General features: G+C 47.5%; 22 protein-coding genes and 1 other annotated feature. Of the genes, 7 read left to right on the top strand and 15 right to left on the bottom strand.

Annotated features, from left to right (window positions below; translation table 11 throughout):
- Positions 1 to 171: 171 nt before the first annotated feature.
- From cshA to FZD51_RS26730, 3 genes are all read right to left on the bottom strand, one after another.
- The gene (cshA, locus tag FZD51_RS22595) at positions 172 to 1,668 is read right to left on the bottom strand and encodes a degradosome RNA helicase CshA (RefSeq protein WP_148976806.1); all 1,497 of its coding nucleotides are present in this window, start codon (positions 1,666 to 1,668) and stop codon (positions 172 to 174) included.
- A 450-nt stretch (positions 1,669 to 2,118) separates the two neighbouring features.
- The gene (locus tag FZD51_RS22600; RefSeq protein ID WP_009795773.1) at positions 2,119 to 2,811 is read right to left on the bottom strand and encodes an alpha/beta hydrolase; all 693 of its coding nucleotides are present in this window, start codon (positions 2,809 to 2,811) and stop codon (positions 2,119 to 2,121) included.
- A gap of 221 nt (positions 2,812 to 3,032) precedes the next feature.
- Positions 3,033 to 3,161: a hypothetical protein gene (locus FZD51_RS26730; RefSeq protein WP_009795771.1), complete on the bottom strand. Its 129-nt coding sequence runs from the start codon at positions 3,159 to 3,161 to the stop codon at positions 3,033 to 3,035.
- Positions 3,162 to 3,378: 217 nt separating this feature from the next.
- On the opposite strand from FZD51_RS26730, the gene FZD51_RS22605 reads away from it, so the two are divergent.
- The 4 genes from FZD51_RS22605 (at position 3,379) to FZD51_RS22625 (ending at position 5,326) form a co-directional block, all read left to right on the top strand.
- Complete coding sequence (locus FZD51_RS22605; protein WP_022543247.1) at positions 3,379 to 3,630, top strand: sigma-G-dependent sporulation-specific acid-soluble spore protein CsgA; 252 nt, start codon at positions 3,379 to 3,381, stop codon at positions 3,628 to 3,630.
- A gap of 545 nt (positions 3,631 to 4,175) precedes the next feature.
- Complete coding sequence (locus tag FZD51_RS22615) at positions 4,176 to 4,541, top strand: group-specific protein (RefSeq protein WP_148976809.1); 366 nt, start codon at positions 4,176 to 4,178, stop codon at positions 4,539 to 4,541.
- 25 nt (positions 4,542 to 4,566) lie between these two features.
- Positions 4,567 to 5,085 (top strand): RNA polymerase sigma factor, encoded by a 519-nt coding sequence (locus FZD51_RS22620; protein WP_148976869.1) that lies wholly within the window; start codon positions 4,567 to 4,569, stop codon positions 5,083 to 5,085.
- Positions 5,063 to 5,326, top strand: a complete 264-nt coding sequence (locus FZD51_RS22625) for a hypothetical protein (protein WP_148976811.1) — start codon at positions 5,063 to 5,065, stop codon at positions 5,324 to 5,326. Before FZD51_RS22620 ends, FZD51_RS22625 begins: the two co-directional genes overlap by 23 nt.
- Before the next feature lie 62 nt (positions 5,327 to 5,388).
- On the opposite strand, the gene FZD51_RS22630 is transcribed toward FZD51_RS22625, so the two are convergent.
- Both FZD51_RS22630 and FZD51_RS22635 read right to left on the bottom strand, forming a co-directional pair.
- Entirely contained in the window at positions 5,389 to 6,762 is a 1,374-nt protein-coding gene (locus FZD51_RS22630) for a UDP-N-acetylmuramoyl-tripeptide--D-alanyl-D-alanine ligase (protein WP_148976812.1), read from the bottom strand.
- 74 nt (positions 6,763 to 6,836) lie between these two features.
- Complete coding sequence (locus tag FZD51_RS22635) at positions 6,837 to 7,910, bottom strand: D-alanine--D-alanine ligase (protein ID WP_009795765.1); 1,074 nt, start codon at positions 7,908 to 7,910, stop codon at positions 6,837 to 6,839.
- Positions 7,911 to 8,261: 351 nt separating this feature from the next.
- On the opposite strand from FZD51_RS22635, the gene FZD51_RS22640 reads away from it, so the two are divergent.
- On the top strand, positions 8,262 to 9,452 hold the full coding sequence (locus tag FZD51_RS22640; RefSeq protein ID WP_148976813.1) for a dicarboxylate/amino acid:cation symporter: 1,191 nt from the start codon (positions 8,262 to 8,264) through the stop codon (positions 9,450 to 9,452).
- A 73-nt stretch (positions 9,453 to 9,525) separates the two neighbouring features.
- Positions 9,526 to 9,739: a binding site (T-box leader), on the top strand.
- Positions 9,740 to 9,815: 76 nt separating this feature from the next.
- Positions 9,816 to 11,063 carry a tyrosine--tRNA ligase gene (gene tyrS / locus FZD51_RS22645; protein WP_148976814.1) on the top strand — a complete coding sequence of 416 codons (1,248 nt, stop codon included), beginning with the start codon at positions 9,816 to 9,818 and terminating at the stop codon, positions 11,061 to 11,063.
- 46 nt (positions 11,064 to 11,109) lie between these two features.
- On the opposite strand, the gene FZD51_RS22650 is transcribed toward tyrS, so the two are convergent.
- The 6 genes from FZD51_RS22650 to FZD51_RS22675 form a co-directional block, all read right to left on the bottom strand.
- Positions 11,110 to 12,582: a SulP family inorganic anion transporter gene (locus tag FZD51_RS22650; RefSeq protein ID WP_148976815.1), complete on the bottom strand. Its 1,473-nt coding sequence runs from the start codon at positions 12,580 to 12,582 to the stop codon at positions 11,110 to 11,112.
- A gap of 230 nt (positions 12,583 to 12,812) precedes the next feature.
- Positions 12,813 to 13,196, bottom strand: coding sequence for a VOC family protein (locus FZD51_RS22655; protein ID WP_148976816.1), 384 nt, complete (start codon positions 13,194 to 13,196; stop codon positions 12,813 to 12,815).
- A gap of 30 nt (positions 13,197 to 13,226) precedes the next feature.
- Positions 13,227 to 14,000, bottom strand: coding sequence for a class I SAM-dependent methyltransferase (locus tag FZD51_RS22660; RefSeq protein ID WP_148976817.1), 774 nt, complete (start codon positions 13,998 to 14,000; stop codon positions 13,227 to 13,229).
- Between the two features lie 339 nt (positions 14,001 to 14,339).
- Positions 14,340 to 14,654, bottom strand: coding sequence for a DMT family transporter (locus FZD51_RS22665; RefSeq protein ID WP_009795753.1), 315 nt, complete (start codon positions 14,652 to 14,654; stop codon positions 14,340 to 14,342).
- 2 nt (positions 14,655 to 14,656) lie between these two features.
- Positions 14,657 to 15,001 (bottom strand): DMT family transporter, encoded by a 345-nt coding sequence (locus FZD51_RS22670; protein WP_148976870.1) that lies wholly within the window; start codon positions 14,999 to 15,001, stop codon positions 14,657 to 14,659.
- Positions 15,002 to 15,006: 5 nt separating this feature from the next.
- On the bottom strand, positions 15,007 to 15,594 hold the full coding sequence (locus FZD51_RS22675; RefSeq protein ID WP_129614045.1) for a TetR/AcrR family transcriptional regulator: 588 nt from the start codon (positions 15,592 to 15,594) through the stop codon (positions 15,007 to 15,009).
- Positions 15,595 to 15,733: 139 nt separating this feature from the next.
- Here FZD51_RS22675 and FZD51_RS22680 point away from each other — a divergent pair, with 139 nt between their 5' ends.
- Positions 15,734 to 16,549: a GNAT family N-acetyltransferase gene (locus FZD51_RS22680; protein ID WP_187445868.1), complete on the top strand. Its 816-nt coding sequence runs from the start codon at positions 15,734 to 15,736 to the stop codon at positions 16,547 to 16,549.
- Positions 16,550 to 16,705: 156 nt separating this feature from the next.
- Here FZD51_RS22680 and FZD51_RS22685 read toward each other — a convergent pair whose 3' ends face one another.
- The 4 genes from FZD51_RS22685 to FZD51_RS22700 are packed head-to-tail and all read right to left on the bottom strand — an operon-like array spanning position 16,706 to position 19,129.
- Positions 16,706 to 17,323: a histidine phosphatase family protein gene (locus FZD51_RS22685; protein ID WP_148976819.1), complete on the bottom strand. Its 618-nt coding sequence runs from the start codon at positions 17,321 to 17,323 to the stop codon at positions 16,706 to 16,708.
- Between the two features lie 14 nt (positions 17,324 to 17,337).
- A complete protein-coding gene (locus FZD51_RS22690) occupies positions 17,338 to 18,054 on the bottom strand; it encodes an ATP-binding protein (protein WP_148976820.1) in 717 nt (238 codons plus the stop codon).
- Positions 18,051 to 18,545 carry an ECF transporter S component gene (locus FZD51_RS22695; protein WP_129614040.1) on the bottom strand — a complete coding sequence of 165 codons (495 nt, stop codon included), beginning with the start codon at positions 18,543 to 18,545 and terminating at the stop codon, positions 18,051 to 18,053. The genes FZD51_RS22690 and FZD51_RS22695 overlap by 4 nt, the downstream gene beginning before the upstream one ends.
- A gap of 2 nt (positions 18,546 to 18,547) precedes the next feature.
- On the bottom strand, positions 18,548 to 19,129 hold the full coding sequence (locus FZD51_RS22700; protein WP_148976821.1) for a cob(I)yrinic acid a,c-diamide adenosyltransferase: 582 nt from the start codon (positions 19,127 to 19,129) through the stop codon (positions 18,548 to 18,550).
- Between the last annotated feature and the right edge of the window lie 17 nt (positions 19,130 to 19,146).

Consider the following 19,146-nt stretch of genomic DNA (forward strand, 5'->3'; position numbering starts at 1 on the left):
CCCAGTTTTATGTAGAATCCATCCCTTTTTATGTAGAAAAAAGGAGATTTTATGTAGAATCCTTCCGAAAGACGATGAAAATTACTATGTGCACCTCCGCCAAAATCCGATTAAACAGCAAAAAGGGTACGGAATGATGTCATTCCGTACCCTGCCCAATTTTATATTCTATTAACGGCTGCTGTCAGACGTACGGTTGGAATAATTGCCCTGACGGCGTCCGCCCTGTCCCTGCCTTGGTTTGTATTGGCCGTCTTTCCTTTTGGAATCATAGCCTCTTCTGTTGTCGCTGCCTCTTCTATTGTCATTGCTTCTTCTGCGGTCATATGGCTTTCTGTCCCTTTTGGAAGGAAGCGGCTTTTCTTCTGTCAGCTTGACAGGAGTGTCGTCCGGCTCTTTCGTCAACAGCTTCAGGACAGCTGCCACAACGTCAGAAGCATCGTGCTGCTCTAGAAGCTCATCAGCTGCCTCTTTATAGTTTTCCAGGTTATTGGCACTGATTGCCTGTGAAATCTTGTCGACTGCTGCCTTCTGCTGGCCTTCGAGGGCTTCAGCAAGCGTAGGCGGCACCATTTTTTCCATCTTGCTCTTGGTCGTTCTTTCAACAACAGCCAGGTAAGATTTCTCGCGAGGTGTGATGAATGTCATTGCCATTCCTTCTTTTCCTGCACGCCCTGTACGGCCGATGCGGTGAACATAGCTTTCAGGATCCTGAGGGATGTCAAAGTTGTATACATGTGTTACGCCGGAAATATCAAGACCCCTCGCAGCAACATCAGTCGCAACAAGAACATCGATGGATCCTTCCTTGAACTTTCTCAGGACAGACATACGCTTTGCCTGGCTGAGGTCTCCGTGAATTCCTTCTGCAAGGAAGCCTCTCAAATTCAGTGCCTCTGCAAGCTCATCTACACGCCTTTTGGTACGCCCAAAGATGATGGCCAGTTCTGGCGACTGGATATTCAGAAGGCGAGTCAGTACGTCAAACTTGGTTCTCTCCTGTACTTCCACATAGAATTGCTCAATAAGCGGAACCGTCATTTCCTTTGCTTTGACACGGATGATCTGCGGGTCCCTCATGAATCTTTCTGCCATTCTCTGGATCGGTGCAGGCATTGTGGCAGAGAACAAGAGTGTTTGTCTTTCCACAGGAACGCTTGCCAGAATGGATTCGATGTCCTCGATGAAGCCCATGTTCAGCATTTCATCTGCTTCGTCAAGGATTGCTGTGTGAACATTGTCCAGGCGGAGCGTTTTGCGTTTAATATGGTCAAGTACCCTTCCCGGTGTTCCAACGATGATATGAGGGGGCTTTTTAAGGGCACGGATCTGGCGGTTGATATCCTGGCCACCGTAAATAGAAAGCACGCGTGCTCTTTTTCCATAGCCGATCTTATACAGTTCTTCAGACACCTGGATTGCAAGCTCCCGGGTCGGAGCAATGATGATCCCCTGGATAACATCCTTGCTTGTGTCGATTTTATCAATCAGCGGAACTCCGAATGCAGCGGTTTTTCCCGTACCGGTCTGCGCCTGGCCGATCAGATCTTTATTTGCCAGGCTCAAAGGAATTGTTTCGGCCTGGATCGGGGTAGCTTCTTCAAACCCCATTCTTTTTAGTGATTTCATTGTAGCAGGACTGATGCCTAAATCTTGAAACTTTGTCAATGTATTCTCTCCTTCTGTTTCTTGGCAATTATTTATGGTGATTAGCGTCAGATCAGCAGGGTAAGCTGCCGCTCGGACAATTCATGGCAAAACATGCTTTCCTGCACTGAAAACGGCAGGCAAGCGTTTTGGAGTGTTCTAAGAGGCCCGAAGATCTTGTATCTCTGCCGGGATCTGAGTGGAGGGATCCTGGCTGCTGAAACCCGGTAAAGGAGATGGCAGCTTATTTCAGCTGGCTATATTTCATTCAGTATATGAACAATGTTTATAATAAAGCCGAACGGGCAGCCCCGGAAGTCTCCCCTTGCAGTCATACCTATATATTAAAGTGAAAAAAGACATTCTCCAGGTGGAGTATGTCCGGGTTTCAAAGAAATTTCTCTTTGGCACTTTAGGGTTTATCTTACCATTTTTAAGGGCGCTTTGCAATAAAGTGCCCCCCCTTTGCAATTATGCCTCATGCTGCAGAAATTCCAATATATCCTGGAACAGCCCTTCACATTCGCCGCTGTGGCAGATCAGGTGCTTCGATTCTTTTAGAAAAATAAGCTTTTTGGACGATGCTCCTATATTTTCATATAGGTATGTGGCACTGCGCGGCGGGACGACTCCGTCCACTTCCCCCTGGGCAATCAGGGTAGGAATCCTGATCTGGTTAATGATCGGCCTAACAGAAGATACCAGCCTCCTGAACTGCAGCGTGGCTGCAATCGGGGTTTCCCTGATTTTCCGATTATACCTGAGAAACATTTCATTCTTAAAGAGATTCCCTTTAACGGTGTCCTTTATCATTTCTCCTATATCTTTCACAAGCTGCTTCGGGTTCACATAATAGGCAGCCGCGCTTAAGAGGATCAGCTTTTTCACGGGGTAATGCACTGCCAGATAACTGGCAATGATCCCGCCCATGGAGAAACCGATCACATAGACTTCATCACACTTTTCCATCAGCTTTTGGAGTTCATCTTCTGCATGGCTTATCCACTTTTTATACTCAATGCCTTTCAGCTGCAGCCTGTCCCCATGTCCAGGCAGGGTAGGGACGGCCACTTCCCACGCAGTATGTTTCTTGAGATACTCAGTCAGCGGCTCGATTTCAAACGGAGCACCTGTAAATCCGTGTATACAAAGACAGCCGATCATGTACATCACCTTCGTCTGTATGATTTGCCCTCACAGTTCCTTTATTTTACACTTTGCTATGAGTATTATTCCAACAAAATAATCCGCCCTGCAAAGAAAGGCAATATCAAAGAAAAGACTGCCTGAAAATGGCAGCCTCCCTGGTTTGTATCTATCTTTCCCCGATTGTATTAATCCTTTATGCTGTCATGAGTGCTGCCTTAAAGGCTGAACCAATGAATTCACCAATCCCGGGTGCTCTCCAGGAGCTTGTCTATCTCGAATTGGCCTATCGCATAAAATATATTCTCTTCTTGTAATTCACTGGTTTCATCGAGCAGCCGGTCAATATCCAGATAATATGCTCTCATACGAAACCTCCTACGCCTTTTATGTGCCTCTTTCGGGCCAGGCTTTTCTATCTCTAGTATAACATTCTCTTCAGCAAATCGGATTATGGGGGTAGGCCGGATTTTTTCATTTCATTTACCCTTTATAAAATTCTTTTAAACATTTATCTGCCAGAGCACATATTTCATTTATCCACTCACCATCCTAGTAAGTGACTACAACAATGAGGTGATGATCATGAACCAATCGCTGGGATATTTGCGTGAACTGCTGTCCAATTACACGGACCGCTCCCATGAATGCAGGGAGCTGTACCATAAAATCACTGACGATCTTTCGGAAGAGGACAATGCCTTTGTAAGCAGACTTACCGAGCAGGAAGCCGCTTTCCTGAACAGCATCCTCCCCCCTGAAATCCAGCACGCCAAAGAAGAGCTGGATTATAAAAGAGCCAATAAGCTGAATGAAATCTATGAGCTTCTTACTTAGCTGGGAAAAACAAAGGGGATAGCAGCAGAAGTAGATTTTTAAAACATTTGGGGTTTGTTTGGATCTGCCAAGAAAGTTTAAAAACCCTGTTGATTGGAGTGCAAGGCACGCAGACTCCTGCGGGAGATAGCGGCAAGGCTGAGACCCCGCAAGAGCTTGCTCTGAGGAGGCTCAGCGTCGCCCCGCGGAAAGCGAAGTGCCTGGAACGGAAATCAACAGCCCCGTTATTGATGCAAACTTTCCCAACTAATTTTAGGAACCCTGTTGATTGCAGTGCAAGGCACGCAGACTCCTGCGGGAAATAGCAGCAAGGCTGAGACCCCGCAGGAGCTTGCTCTGAGGAGGCTCAGCGTCGCCCCGCGGAAAGCGGAGTGCCCGGAACGGAAATCAACAGCCCCATTATATCCGGAAATGCTCTACGGCTGACTCTATTCCTAATCTACAGTCTAAAAAAACGGCCACCCGCCGTTTTTTTGTTTTTCTATTGAACCTCCCTCCCCCTTCATTTGTATAATAGATACAATGCAAGTAAGGGAGTGTCTTAAATGGGAATCGGATTCATCATTTCAATGATTGTCACAGGATTTATCATGATCATCATCTTCTCTATAGCCATTCCGTTTCAGCGGAAATATATCGTCAAGGAAAATGGCAAGATCAATTTCCGCAAGTCGCCTGTCCTGCTCCGCTGGAATGTTTTCGACGGTCTCGCGATCGGATTGGCTGCCTACAGCATCATCTGCATCCAGATTTTAAACTTCATGATTTCCGGAGGAAGCACCATTGAAAATCCTTTTGTCCAATTTTTCACAAACCAGGGCCAGGCCTGGGTGATTGTCGGGACCGCCTATCTCATTTCAAGGCTGTCCATGGTCATCAAAGGGGTCAAGGAGCTTCAGCGGGATGACTGAGCATACCGGAAGAGCCAATCAATTTATGATAGCCTTCCAGGAAGGGAGTGAAGAGGCATTTGACCAGCTGTATCTTTCGCTTAAATCTCCCTTATATGCTTTTCTGTTCCGCTTCACGAAAGAAGAGCAGCTCAGCATCGATCTTGTTCAGGACGCTTTCCTGAAGCTCCACCAGTCAAAAGGAAGCTATGACCCAAAGAAGGCAGGCGTTAAAACCTATCTTTTTCAAATCGCTTACCATTTAATGATCACCAAGCTGAACAGACGGAAAAAATGGCAGAAGCTGATGCCCTTCCTGCTCCCCTCAACAGACGGGCAGCTGGACCAGGCAGATAAGATGACAGTCCGGGAAGCCATCGCCAGCCTCCCTGAGGCACAGAGGGCAGTCATCATTCTAAGCTATTATCATGATATGCCACAGGCAGAGATTGCAGAGGTTGTGGGCATCCCTGTCGGCACGGTAAAGTCAAGGCTTCATCATGCCATAAAAACATTGAAAACTGTCCTGGAGGTGGATGAGATTGAACAAAGAAAAACCCAATGATGCAGAAGAATTATTAAAACAGGAACCGTTTTTAAAGATGCATCTGGATTCCTACCATGTAAACATACCGGAAATCTCCAGGAAAAAGAGCAAATTCGACAGAATTCTCTCTTTTTTGGCATCCCCTGCGGTTAATCCACTGGAAAACTATATTAATAAAGGAGGAAGCTTAACACTTCTGACTGCTTCCCCAATAGCCATTGGCGCGGTATTGGCCATTGCCCAGCTTTTGCGTCTCTGACCGATATAGTTATAAAAAATCCCTGTTTCATGTGAAACAGGGATTTTTTTCCTTACACCAACCTATTGTAGTGCTTCAGCTGCTTCTTCCAGCTTCATGCCCCTGGAGCCTTTAAACAGCACAATTGTTTCTGCATTCGTCAGACTCTGCAGCTTTTCGATCAATGGACCTTTCTCAGAAAAAGCAAAAACACGATCCTCTGGAAACGCCTCTTGTGCTCCTTCCGCAATAACGCGGCCGAGTGTTCCGAACGTTAATACATACTCAATCTTTTCAGGGTCGATTGCCAGGCCGATTTCGCGATGAAATCTCACTTCATCATCTCCAAGCTCAAGCATATCAGCCAGCACAAGCACCTTTCTGCTATAGCCGGAAAGCTCTGACACGAGATCAATTGCCGCCCTCATCGAAGTGGGACTGGCATTATAGGCGTCATTGATGACCTTTTCGCCTTTGCTTCCTTCCGAAAGCTCCATTCTCATAGCTGTCAGCTTCAAGGAAGCAAACCCTTCATCCATCTGCTCGTAAGGGATTCCGAGGAAATGGGCAGCCTCCATGGCGCAAAGTGCATTCATGACATTATGGACACCGAGCACAGGCAAATGGTATTCCGTATCTGAAAGATTCGTCTGAAAAACGCTCCCCTTCTCTTCCTGATCGATCCGCACAGGATAGATGCTGTTGGAATGGCCCTTGCCGAACGATCGGACTTCTGCCGGACCGCTGTAGCCGTCGAGCCTGTCTTTCAGAAGAGGCTCATCCCCATGATAGATGATCATTCCATCGTCCTTCAGCCCTTCAATGATTTCAAGCTTGGCCTTTGCAATGCCTGCCCTTGAGCCTAGATCCTGGAGATGCGATTCCCCGATATTGGTAATCATTACCACATCCGGACGGGCAAGCTTTGTCAGGAACTCGATTTCCCCAAAGCCGCTCATCCCCATTTCAAGGACCGCAGCCTCAGTATCTTCCTCAAGGGAAAGAAGGGTAAGGGGCAGGCCAAGGTGGTTATTATAGTTTCCCTCTGTTTTCTGTACCTTGTATTTTAATGACAGCAGACGGGCGGTCATATCCTTCACAGTTGTCTTTCCATTGCTGCCTGTAATGCCTGCCACTTTAATGTCAAGCTCGTTCCGGTAAGCTTCTGACAGCTGCTGCACTGCCTTGAGCGTGTCCTCTACAACAAGGATCGGCAGGTGAAGCGGCGGATTCGGGACATCCTGCTGCCAAAGCGCAGCTGCCGCCCCCTTTCGAAGGGCATCCTCCACAAAACGGTGTCCATCGGTGTGTTCACCCTTGAAAGGAACAAACAGGTTGCCGGGCTCCATTGTCCTTGAATTGATTGATACTCCCTTGATGCTGACATCAGAAAAAGCCGAGTGGTCGTTTTGAATCGGAATCATCCCGGCAATCTGAGCGATTGTACGTTTAATCATCTTCTGCGCCTCCTGACTGATCTGCTAATAGAAAAGGGACACGGCCCATAAGCCGTGCCTCTATCACTTAAAAATCACATTGTATGTTTGATGCTCTGTTTTTCCGTATGCCTTTCAATAGCCAGGTTCACAAGCCTTTCAATCAGCTGCGGATATTCCACGCCAGTATGCTTCCAGAGAAGCGGGAACATGCTGAACGGCGTAAATCCAGGCATTGTATTGACCTCATTGATCATAACCTTGCCGTCACGCGTCAGGAAGAAGTCTGCCCTTACGAGTCCTGAGCAGTCAAGCGCTTTGAAAGCCCTGATGGACATCTCGTTCAGTGTGCTGTATTCCTCTTCTGTAATTTCAGCAGGAATGATCATGGCTGTATCGCCATCCTCATACTTGGCTTTATAATCATAGAAGTCTTTTTTCGGTACGATCTCACCGGCAACCGAACACTCCGGCTCATCGTTTCCAAGGACGCCGAGCTCAATTTCCCTCGCTGTTACGCCTTCCTCCACAATGATCTTCCGGTCGAACTGGAATGCTTCTTCAAAAGCTGCTGCCAGCTCTTCACGATTTGTGCATTTGCTGATTCCTACACTCGAACCAAGATTGGCCGGCTTGACAAAGCAAGGATAGCCAAGCTCTTCTTCCACTTTCTCATAAGCTGTTTCCCCAGCCTTTTGCCATTCGCTGCGGACGAACCATACATAGTTGACCTGAGGCAGGCCAGCCTGGGCAAAAATATTCTTCATGATGACTTTATCCATGCCTGCAGATGAAGCAAGCACGCCATTGCCGACATAAGGAAGGTTAAGGAGCTCAAGCATCCCCTGGACCGTGCCGTCTTCACCATTTGGTCCGTGAAGAAGAGGGAAGATCACGTCAAAGCTGCTTTCTTCAGCTGACTTGAACATAGCCGGAGCGAGGGCTGCAGGCGACATAGCTTCTCCCTGGGAGAACTCCAGCTGCTTGACGCTCTCTGCCGGTGCTTCAAGCATGGGGCCCTTCACCCATTCCCCTTCCTCGGTTATGTAAACAGGATATATATCGAATTTCTCCAGATCCAAAGCTTTAATGACAGCAAGGGCCGTCTGCATTGATACTTTATGCTCTGCGGATTTTCCGCCGTATAATAATCCAAGCTTCTTTTTCATCAAAAGGAACCCTCCATTTATTCAATCACATGTTTCATTTTACCACTCCAAAAGCGAAAAAGGCGTGATTGACTATTGTTATTTGCAGGAATTTTTTTCTTTCCCAGTCTGCCCTGCTTTCTATATATGTATGATTTCCTATGCCCATCTGCAACCCATTCCCTTTAATTCCTCCTTCCTCCCGGATAACTGGTTCGAAGGAATTATTCTCAAATAGTTTTTAAGATGTTATAGTTTGAATTTATAGAATATTTTTATTTATCTTCTTTTATAAATTCCCACTTAACAAGAAAGGTTTACGACTGTATAATCCACGTTATACAAACAAATGTGTTTTTAAGGAGGACAAGAATGAAACGGCTAGGACTACTCCCCAGAATTATTCTTGCAATAGCTTTAGGCATTTTAATCGGCTCTTTTTCTCAAGAAGGAGCCATCAGGCTGTTTGCTACATTCAACAGCCTGTTCGGAAACTTTCTCGGCTTTGCCATCCCTTTAATCATCATCGGGTTCATTGCTCCCGGCATCGGGACAATGGGAAGAGGTGCCGGCAAGCTTCTCGGCATTACGACAGGGTTTGCTTATGCCTCTACCATCGCTGCAGGGACAGCCGCCTATTTTGCTGCTGTCAGCCTGTACCCTGCCCTGCTTAAGAATCAGAGCTTAAAAGAATTCGGGAATCCGGAAGAAGCACTCGCTGCTCCTTTTTTCCAGGTGGACATGCCGCCGGTCATGGGCGTGATGACAGCACTTCTGCTTGCTTTCACTATAGGGCTCGGACTTGCCGGCCTGAAAAGCAATGCCCTGCAGAATGTGATGGATGATTTCAAGAGAATCATCGAAATGCTGATTGAAAAAATCATTATCCCCTTGCTGCCTTTCCATATTTTCGGGATTTTTGCCAATATGACGTACGGAGGACAGGTCGGAAGCATCATCAGTGTATTCGCAAAAGTATTTATCATGATTATTGCCCTTCATTTCCTTTTCCTGCTTTTACAATACACAGCAGCAGGGGCTGCCGCCAGGAAGAATCCTTTCTACCTGCTGAAGTCCATGCTTCCTGCTTATTTCACAGCGCTCGGGACCCAGTCTTCTGCCTCAACAATCCCTGTCACGCTGAAACAGGTTAAAAAGCTGGGCGCTCGGGAGAAGACAGCAGATTTCGCTGTGCCGTTACTGGCAACGATCCATTTATCCGGGAGCACCATCACACTAGTGAGCTGTTCCATTGCGGTTCTTATGCTCCAGGGTGAAGCAGTATCCTTCGGGCAGATGTTCCCGTTTATCATGATGCTCGGGATCACAATGATTGCCGCTCCAGGCGTTCCCGGGGGCGCCGTCATGGCTGCCCTCGGCCTGCTGGAATCTATGCTTGGCTTTAATGGGACAATGACCGCTCTGATGATTGCCCTTTATCTCGCCCAGGACAGCTTTGGCACTGCCTGCAACGTAACAGGCGACGGCGCCATCACAATCCTGGCAGACAAAGCAAGCGGAAAGAAAGCCGTTCCGCTCAAAAATGAAGCAAAAGCTGTTTAGCCTGAAAATTACTTTTGACATCTCCTGGATAATCATCTAAACTGTTTCTAACATTCAGTAAACAGAAACTAATAGATGAGTTATGACAGGAATCAGTAGGGTTTGCTTCCCTGTTTGAAGAGAGCCGGTGTTTGGTGCGAACCGGTACATAAGCAAACGTGAATTACCTCCTTGAACATTCTTTGTGAAACATGAAGTAGCAAAGGACGGACGGTCCGTTATCCGAACGAGCGGAAGACAGGTGTCTTCAACAAGGGTGGTACCGCGTGCAAAACCACGTCCCTTTTTACAGGGATGTGGTTTTTTTGTGCGTTCAAAACTCATCAGGAAGTGCCGCAAACAAAAAATAAAGGAGGATATATCGTGGAGAATTTTATAGAAAAGCTGAACCCCAATCAGGAAAAGGAGCTTGAAAGGCAATATCAGCTTTACACCAGCGGCACTCAGGATGTGGTGCCCCCTCAGGAGATGAAAAATAAAATCGCCAAATCACTCTTCCTCGGCAAGCCGCTGAAGGTGAAGCTCGGGCTTGATCCATCCGCACCTGACGTCCACCTGGGCCATACGGTCGTACTGAACAAGCTGAAGCAATTCCAGGAAAATGGCCATACCATCCAGCTGATCATCGGCGACTTCACCGGAAAAATCGGTGATCCGACCGGAAAATCAGCAGCAAGAAAACAGCTGACCGACGAAGAGGTGAAGCATAATGCAGAAACCTACTTCCAGCAATTCGGCAAAGTACTCGATATGGGAAAGGCCGAGCTGCACTATAATTCCAAATGGCTGTCCTCCCTCAATCTCCAGGATGTCATCGAACTGGCCGGCAAAATCACAGTGGCCCGCCTGCTCGAACGGAATGACTTTTCCGAAAGGCTTGGGACAGGCAAACCGATTTCCCTCCATGAGTTTTTCTACCCGCTCATGCAGGGCTACGATTCAGTAATGCTCGAAAGCGATATTGAACTCGGAGGCAATGACCAGCACTTCAATGTCCTCATGGGAAGGCATTTACAGGAGCACTATGGCAAAGAAAAACAAGTGGTAATCCTTGTCCCTCTTTTGGAAGGGCTCGATGGAACGGAGAAAATGTCAAAGTCCAAGAACAACTACATCGGGGTGGACGAAAAGCCGGAGGAAATGTACGGCAAAGCCATGTCGATTCCAGATGAGCTGATGGAGAAATACTTCCACCTTGCGACAAACCTGCCTCTTGCTGAGAAAAGGTCCATAAAGGAAAGGCTTGAAGAAGGGTCGCTTCATCCCCGGGATGCTAAAATGCAGCTTGCCAGAACCATTGTCAGCATGTATCACGGACTTGAGGCTGCCGAAAAGGCAGAGGACCATTTTAAAAGCGTATTCCAGCAAGGCTCCATACCGGAAGACATGCCTGTCCTTACTTGGGATGCTGGTGATGAACCAGAGCTGCTGGAGCTGCTGATGTTTGCCGGCCTCTTCCCTTCTAAAAGTGAGGCAAGAAGGATGGTTCAAAATGGCGGAGTCCGGATGAATGGCGAAAGAGCTGAGGATATTAACAAAAAGGTTTCTTTGCAGGCAGAGCTGATCCTGCAAGTTGGAAAGCGGAAGTTCGTCAGGATTAAAAAGAGCTAAATAAAAAAGGAAGACACCATTTAGGTATGTCTTCCTTTTTTCTATATTAATGGCCGGAAAGCTTGGCGCCATCCTGTTTGTGGACAGCCAGCTTATCAACCAGATGCAGGCTCGGTTCGTTAAGGCCGAACAGCTGGACGCTTGTTCCGTTTTGGCGGAGCTTCATCACAATTTTATCAATGGCCGCTACAGCAGAGTCATCCCAGACATGTGCTTCAGAGAGGTCAATCACTACTTCCTGCGCGGTTTCCTTCAAATCAAAACTGCCGGCAAAATCAGTGACAGAGGCGAAGAACAGTTGTCCGGTCACTTTATAGGTGCGTTTGCCTGCTTTTTGATCAAGGATCGTCGACACCTTCACCTTTGAGATTTTGGCAACGAAGAAGATTGCACTGAGGAGCACTCCAGCAAACACGCCTTTAGACAGGTCATGGGTGAAGACCACTGTTACAACGGTTACGACCATGACAATGGAGTCCGTAGCAGGAACCTTTGCCATATTGCGGAGAGAAGCCCAGTCAAATGTACCAATGGATACCATAATCATGACTCCTACCAGCGCAGCCATCGGAATCTGGACAACCAGGTCGCCGAGGACGAGAATCAGGAACATCAGGAACACACCGGCTGTCAAGGTAGATAACCTTCCCCGGCCCCCTGATTTCACATTAATGACGGATTGGCCAATCATCGCACAGCCGGCCATCCCGCCGAAAAATCCGTTAATGATATTGGCAATCCCCTGCCCTCTGGCTTCGCGGTTTTTATTGCTTCCTGTGTCGGTCATATCATCGACGATGGACGCCGTCAAAAGCGATTCAAGCAGACCGACAATGGCCAGTCCAAGGGAATAAGGGAAAATAATTTTCAGTGTTTCCAGGTTCAGCGGGATATCCGGAATCAGGAAGACCGGAAGCTTTCTTGTCAGCTCCCCCATGTCTCCTACTGTCCGTACATCAGAACCTGTCGTTATCGCAATGATAGAAATGACAATAATGGCAACAAGCGGCGATGGGACAGCCTTTGTCATGCGCGGAAACAGATAAATGATGGCAAGAGCACCAGCTACCATGGCATACATGACCCATGTAGCATCGACAAACTGTTCAAGCTGTGCCATAAAAATCAAGATGGCGAGCGCATTCACAAACCCGATCATCACAGATCTTGGAATGAATTTCATAAACCTGGCCAGCTTAAAGACACCCAGCAGCAGCTGAATGATCCCGGTCAGGATGGTGGCAGCAAACAAGTACTGAAGCCCGTGGTCTGCAACAAGCGTAACCATCAGCAGGGCCATGGCCCCGGTTGCCGCTGAAATCATCCCCGGCCGTCCGCCGATAAATGCGATTATGACGGCAATACAAAAAGAAGCATAGAGACCGACCATCGGGTCCACACCTGCAATAATAGAGAAAGCAATCGCCTCGGGAATGAGCGCAAGCGCTACGACAATCCCGGCCAGGATATCTCCTCTGACATTGCCAAACCATTGTTCTTTAATTGATAAACCTTTCAAATGAACACCTCTTCGTTTATTAGATTTATAGTGTGACTTTGAACTCTCATCAAAGTCCGGGCCGACAAAAACATAGAGTATCATACCATATACCAAATAATTTACAAGAGGTGGTGTAAGCGCCGAATCAATGAGTTTCCACTGTTTTTCTTCGATTTTCTTCAAAATACTTAACCGGATAAATCTTGCTGCTGCAAAAAAATAAGCCCTCTAAAAAGAGGGCAGCATTTCTAGCCGATGGGCGTGCAAATCTCAATATAATGCCCATCCGGATCTTCCATATAAGCGACAATCTGCCCCCACGGCTTTTTCACCGGCTCCAGCAAAATGCGGACTCCGGCCTGGCGCGCTTTTTCAATTGTCCCTTCCACATCCTCTGTTACAAAGCTCAGCTCCATCGTCTGCTCTTCCCGGAAGCCTGCTGGTATTGGAAGATCTGTCAGTTCACGCCCATTTTCCCTTGTGTTCATGGAAAGGATGGTGCTGCCTGTGTCATATTCTATATAAGTGCCGAATTCATTTTTCAGCTCAAGACCGAGAAGTTCACCGTAAAACTGCTTCGTCTTTTCCAAATCCTCAACATATAAAATGATATAGCCCAGCTTCAGGTCCATACTAAGCTCCTTCCAGCGGGCCTGTCTTTCTCAGGCCGGCTTTTCTTTATTTTTTTGTGCTTTTATTATGAAGCGGTGCGAACGGACTTCTGCATATCCTGTCCGCAGAATCTCATCGTGCAATTCTCTCAGCTTTTTCTCGTATCCTTTAAAAGAAAACCCTTCAATCTGCCAGGGAATAGCCTTCAAATAGTAGAGAATGGCGCCGACATCATAGAATCTTGTATAAGGGTATGCTTCAAAAGATGCCACAATATGAAAGCCGGCAGCTTCAAGCTGCTGAACGGCCTTCTCCATGTTCCAGCCGGCATAGCCGAAGTCCTCTTTAGCGCCGAGCAAACGGTTCAGGCCTAAGTTGTCTGTGCCGCCAACCTGCTGGGTGATGAAGAGTCCGCCAGGCTTCAGGATGCGGTTTACTTCCTGCGGATCATATGATTCATGACGGTTAATAATGAGATCGAATAATCGATCATCAAAAGGCAGCCTGGAATCATCATCTACCTTGTATACCTCTATCCCCAGCGGCGTCAGACGTTCTGCTGCAATTTCTATATTCGGTCCGTACCCTTCTGTGGCAGCTGTATGGGACGGAAGCGGGGTTAATAAGGAAAGTAACTCTCCTCCGCCAGTGCCCATGTCCAGCATGGACGCAGCATTCACCATCTCAGGCAGCACCCAGTTCGTATAGTTCCAGGCCAGCGGTTCAGAAGCCATCCTCCCTGTTTCCGTCAGATAAGAGAAGTCCCATCCTGTAAATTCCTTTTCTGCTTGTTGTATTAAAAAATTAAAATATGCTCTGTTCATTCTTTCTCCTCCTGTCTATTGTTTATTAACTTATCAAGATAGACGGAGGGCGGGCCCCTGATGAGGTTGCTAACTGTCGGTTAGTAGGCAGTACATGGGTTTTGACTCCTTTTTTCTTATATTTTAGCATTTATGCAAGGGATGTTTTATAATTTTTTGAATTTTACGCCTTTTTATTTGGAAATTAATGTAATTAGGAAAAATTATCACTGTTTTTAGGTAGAATCCAGCCGGTTCTAGGTAGAAAAAACAAAATTCCAGGCAGAATAACTCTGAAACCAGGCAGAATCAGCCGAAAAAAAAAACAGCAGCTCTGCATTTTAGAGCTGCTGCCTTTGCCTAGCTGATCGTCTTCAACCCAATAACCCCGCCAATGATCATCCCGATAAATATAACCCGTTTCCAATCACGGGATTCACCGAAAAACAGCATGCCGAGCAGCACGCTTCCGGCTGCACCGATTCCGGTCCAGATTCCGTAGCCGGTGCCAATCGGAATCTCCAGCAGTGCCCGGGAAAGAAAATAAAAGCTGATGAAGCCAGATAAACCGGATAAGAGTGTATATTTTTTTCTGGTGAAGCCTTCAGACAGCTTCATGAAAATAACAAAACCTATTTCACCGAAGCCTGCCAATACTAGATAAAACCATGACATGCCTACTCAGCCCCCTTTTCCGCATCTTCGTCTTTGGAGGTCATTTTCAGCCCGATAATGCCGCCGAGGAGCAATGCGAGGAATAAGAGCTTCAAGGCTCCACCTGGTTCCCCAAGGAACATCATGCTGACAATTACAGTCCCCGCTGCTCCTATTCCAGTGAAAACAGCATAGGCCGTCCCGATCGGAATGGTCTTCATCGCATTTGAGAACAGCATAAAGCTGATGATAATCAATATAATCGTGATGGCCGCCGGCAGAGGCTTTGTGAATCCTTCTGAATACTTAAGCCCGAAGGCCCACCCTATTTCGCATATTCCTGCTGCAAATAAATAAATCCAAGGCATGGATGCTACCCTTCTTTCTTCATGATGATTCCGGCCAGGAAGATCTTCCATGCCGATTCTCTCCGTTTGTTATATTCCTCCTGGCTGTAATAATGCTGTTCGACCAAAAGCCCGTCAATCAGGCAATAAAATGCTGCAGCCATTTCGCCGCTTCCGGCCGCCGTGAACATCGACTCTTTTTTACCGTGCTCAAATAAGCCCTGCAGCATGTCAGTGGAATGCTTTTCATATTCAAAAAATTCTTCTTTCAGCTTTGGACCGAGATCAGCCGGCGGAAAAAATATCGCCCGCTTAAAAAACTGGATATTCTCATTTTCTTCCCTTAACTCGGTCAGCGCATCAAAGATCGCCTTGATCGTATCAAGAGCATTATCAGAGCTTTGGTCGTCCATGGCTTCCTTAATGGTGAGCAGCTCCAAGGAAACAGTATCCCGGAAAACCGACAGGAACAGCTCTTCTTTTGAAGGAAAATGCGCATATAAAGAAGGGGTTTTTATGCCAACCGCCTTGGCGATGGCAGAGAGCGGCGTTCCCTCGTATCCTTTTTCAGCAAAAAGCTTTAATGCTGCTTGTTTGATCTGCTGTGAAGTCATCCTTGTTTCATCTCCCTAACTATCGTTAGTTAGAAGTATAACAAAATGAATCCTTATATTCAATAGAGAAAACATTTCTGCTGCCTCACTAAAATAAGGGAAAATATGTTAGTATTTTTTTGACAGGAGGATGCTAATGATGATTACGGAACTGGATAAAGAGGAATTCAGCAGATGCAGGAAGCTGCTTCACCCGGAAGGGCAATTAGAAGCTGCCGCTGTGATAGAAGGGGCCAGTGCAGGAAGGGTTTTTGCAGACGATAGACTCGCCCCTACCACAGGTCTTATTTGGCTCGGGAATAATGACGGCTTTATTTTCATTGGTGATGAAAACAATGAAAATTTTAACGGAGCTTTAAATGCTTTTATAGACAGAGTGATTAAAACCGAGGCAATGAAAGTTCAGTTAGAATGGTTCGAAGCTATTGGCAATCATGATGAATGGAATAAGACGATGGAAAAAGCTTTTGCCCGCCGGGAGCTTGGCAGCTGGAAGCAAAGAATATATAAATTAAAGCCAGGCAGCTATTCTGATGACTTTGACGACTCTGCTGAAGAAGGCTATGAAACCATAAGAATCGAGAAGGAACATTTTGAAAAAGGAAAAAACAAATTCCTTCAGGAAAAGGTTAGCCTGTACTGGCCAGCGCCCGAGACCTTTTTAAAAGAAGGAATAGGCTATGCTTCTATCTATGAAAATGAAATCGTCAGTGTTTGCTTCTCCGGATTTGTTGCGGGAAACGTCCACGGAATTGATATCGAAACACTCAAGCCCCATCAAGGAAAGAGATTAGCGCAAAGCTTAGCCCGCAAGTTTGTACAAGAATGCCTGCAGAAAGATATAATTGCCTATTGGGACTGCATGGAAATGAACAAGCCTTCCATCGCTGTTGCAGAGCGGCTTGGCTTTACCCATATTTCAACATATACCGGCTTTGAATTTCCACTAAAATAAGCTGAGGCTCCTGGATTCTCAGCTTATTGCCGCCCCGTACTTCCCATTCCCAGACAAGCTCTACTCCACGGGCCGCAATGCCCATCCCATTTGCGCAAGGCAGAACTTTTCCCTGGAACCTGCTTCAACCCCTCACCTGATATATTTCACCAGCATTCAGCCTGGCACTCCGATATGGGAAAGATCACCGGCGAGTACAAGCTCGAGCACTCCGTCCCTGTATTTCATATGGGTGAGGCTTGTGCCATGGATGAATGGGGGTTCCCATATTTCATTGACTGTCACCTTATTGGCAAGCATGACTGCCGTTTTGATGACAACCGCATGGGTGACGATCAGAATCTTTCCTGAGCTGCGGTCTTCTATAAGCTCCTGCAGGAACCCTGCCAGCCTGGTCTTTACATCCAGAAAGGTTTCTCCCTCCGGGTTCTCAAACTTTTCCGGCTCGTTCCAGTAATAGCCATATTGTTCAGGAAAGAGCATCTTTATTTCGTCGCCTGTTTTTCCCTGCCACTGGCCAAGATGGATCTCCATCAGTCTTTCGTCCGTACGGATGGCCGCAGTGCTGCTTCCGGCAAGCTTTTCAGCAGTCTGGATGGTCCGGGAGCTTGGGCTTGAGATGATTTCGTCGAATTGCATTTCCTGTAAATGTTCCCCGAGCCTTTCAGCTTCCTTCAGGCCCTTTTCGGTCAAATTTGAATCGAGCCTGCCCTGCATCCTTCCGGCTTTATTCCATTCCGTTTCACCATGCCTTACAAAATATAAATCAAGCAAGTTTCATTCCTCCTCTAGTTGATCTCCAGCTGATGATGAAAGCTTCCCGCCTTCACCAGTATTTCCTGCTCAAGCTCTCTGGAATAGGAGGCAATGAAGCAGCAGGAAGGCCCGCCTGATTTTAAGAGGTCCACGCCCTTGCAGGAAACTTCATCTCCAGTGAACTCCCTATTGGAAAAAAGCTGGTTCAGCTCGTAAAGTATTCCCTTCGAGCCGACAGGCAGTGTACGGATCCCATCCATCCTGCTGATTTCCTTAAATAGAGAAAGCGGTGCGATTGCCTCTTTTTTGCTCAGGACCTCCTCACCGACAAGCGGCAGCCCGATGACAGCCAGCTTCTCCCGGCCGGTGTAAAGGAGAGGACCTTCAGGGCTGCCTGTCTTTTTTCCGATAACGATCAGACCGACCGCTGATTGGAGGAGTTCAAAATTGCTTTCGGTGCTTCCTGTGACAGTCAAGCCTTCAATCCCCGCTTCCTGTGCACCCTTCTCAATGCCCCCGGCAAGCGCATTCCAATGCTCGTCCCCTGCAAAATTGTGCAGGACGGCTGCAAAAGGAGCACCGCCGGCTGAAAGATTCTCCATGACAGCCGTGCGAAAAGCAAAGTAAGCAACCGTATCATACGGGACCTTTACATGATCTGCCTCCTTCAGGCCGATGCCGCCGCTGTTGTCGCTGCTGATGACCAGGGTTTCTCCGTTTCCGCCTGGTATGTATAATATATCCCTCATTCCGGCACATTCCCTTCCCTCTGCCGCTCACCAAGCACCCGGCTGATGCGCGGGACTGCCCAGAAAGCCAGCAACCCATTTAGAAGCGAGCCAATCAGAAGGGAAGGGACAATCGCGATATAAAAACCAGTCCCCATTAAAAAAAGGAACGGGAGCGGCGCGGCAAATGTGTTGCCTGCTGCAAAAATGGCGAAAGCCATCTTCCTCCGGCCGCTTCCCCACAGTTTTCCGTACACCCAGACAAGAACGGCCATTTCAGCAGCAACGAGAAAATGAAGCGGTCCGAGCGGCATCCCGCCGACCAGTGCCGACAAGAGGTGGCCGAGCCCGGCCACAATGCTGCCGGCTCCGCCCCCCAGCAGGGCAGCGGCAGCTAAGGCAGGAAAGGAATCGAGTGCCACACTCCCTATGACCGCCGGAATTTTGACAGCTGCCCCAATGGCTGAAAAAGCAATGAACAAGGCAGCCAGCATCATCTTTTTATTTTTCACAATCAGTTCTCCTTGCGCTTTCCGCCTCGGAAAACCTTTGCACTGCGAACATATTCCACATCCTTCACTTGAAGGCGGAAATTGATCACCCTCGCCAATGCGAAGAAATAGTCAGAGAGGCGGTTCATATACTGCAGGCAAACTTCGGGAACCTTTTCTTCCGTTTTGATGAGCGTTACGATGTGCCTCTCTGCCCTTCTGGCAACCGTCCTTGCTATATGGATGGAAGCAGACGGCTTCGAACCGCCTGGAAGAATAAAGCGTTCGAGCTCCGGTGCTTCTTCGATGAATTCATCGATCCTGCTTTCCAGATAATCGATGGCTTCCTGTCCAAGCTTCAGTTCCCTTTTAGACGACACATTGGCCAGGTCTCCTCCGCAGTCAAACAGCTCATGCTGAATCTTTTCCAGATCATCAAGCACATCCTGGAATATCTTTTCATCCAGCTCAGCCATGGCCTGTCCGACAAAGCAGTTGACCTCATCGACCGTGCCATACGCTTCAACCCGGACATCGTCTTTATCCACCCGGCCGCCAATGATGCTTGTCTGCCCTTTATCGCCAGTCCTTGTATAAATCCTCATCTTCATTTCCCCTATCT

It is taken from the genome of Bacillus infantis (assembly GCF_008180445.1).
Lineage (GTDB): Bacteria > Bacillota > Bacilli > Bacillales > Cytobacillaceae > Bacillus_AB > Bacillus_AB infantis_B.

Coding starts and splice junctions, on each gene's coding strand:
- FZD51_RS22615 (WP_148976809.1), top strand. CDS start 4,176: ATGGGAATCGGATTCATCATTTCAATGATTGTCACAGGATTTATCATG.
- FZD51_RS22670 (WP_148976870.1), bottom strand. CDS start 15,001: ATGCCTTGGATTTATTTATTTGCAGCAGGAATATGCGAAATAGGGTGG.
- FZD51_RS22655 (WP_148976816.1), bottom strand. CDS start 13,196: ATGGACCTGAAGCTGGGCTATATCATTTTATATGTTGAGGATTTGGAA.
- FZD51_RS22660 (WP_148976817.1), bottom strand. CDS start 14,000: ATGAACAGAGCATATTTTAATTTTTTAATACAACAAGCAGAAAAGGAA.
- FZD51_RS22700 (WP_148976821.1), bottom strand. CDS start 19,129: ATGAGGATTTATACAAGGACTGGCGATAAAGGGCAGACAAGCATCATT.
- FZD51_RS22635 (WP_009795765.1), bottom strand. CDS start 7,910: ATGAAAAAGAAGCTTGGATTATTATACGGCGGAAAATCCGCAGAGCAT.
- FZD51_RS22665 (WP_009795753.1), bottom strand. CDS start 14,654: ATGTCATGGTTTTATCTAGTATTGGCAGGCTTCGGTGAAATAGGTTTT.
- FZD51_RS22620 (WP_148976869.1), top strand. CDS start 4,567: ATGATAGCCTTCCAGGAAGGGAGTGAAGAGGCATTTGACCAGCTGTAT.
- FZD51_RS22675 (WP_129614045.1), bottom strand. CDS start 15,594: ATGACTTCACAGCAGATCAAACAAGCAGCATTAAAGCTTTTTGCTGAA.
- FZD51_RS22680 (WP_187445868.1), top strand. CDS start 15,734: ATGATTACGGAACTGGATAAAGAGGAATTCAGCAGATGCAGGAAGCTG.
- FZD51_RS22605 (WP_022543247.1), top strand. CDS start 3,379: ATGAACCAATCGCTGGGATATTTGCGTGAACTGCTGTCCAATTACACG.
- FZD51_RS26730 (WP_009795771.1), bottom strand. CDS start 3,161: ATGAGAGCATATTATCTGGATATTGACCGGCTGCTCGATGAAACCAGT.
- FZD51_RS22690 (WP_148976820.1), bottom strand. CDS start 18,054: ATGAGGGATATATTATACATACCAGGCGGAAACGGAGAAACCCTGGTC.
- FZD51_RS22600 (WP_009795773.1), bottom strand. CDS start 2,811: ATGATCGGCTGTCTTTGTATACACGGATTTACAGGTGCTCCGTTTGAA.
- FZD51_RS22630 (WP_148976812.1), bottom strand. CDS start 6,762: ATGATTAAACGTACAATCGCTCAGATTGCCGGGATGATTCCGATTCAA.
- FZD51_RS22640 (WP_148976813.1), top strand. CDS start 8,262: ATGAAACGGCTAGGACTACTCCCCAGAATTATTCTTGCAATAGCTTTA.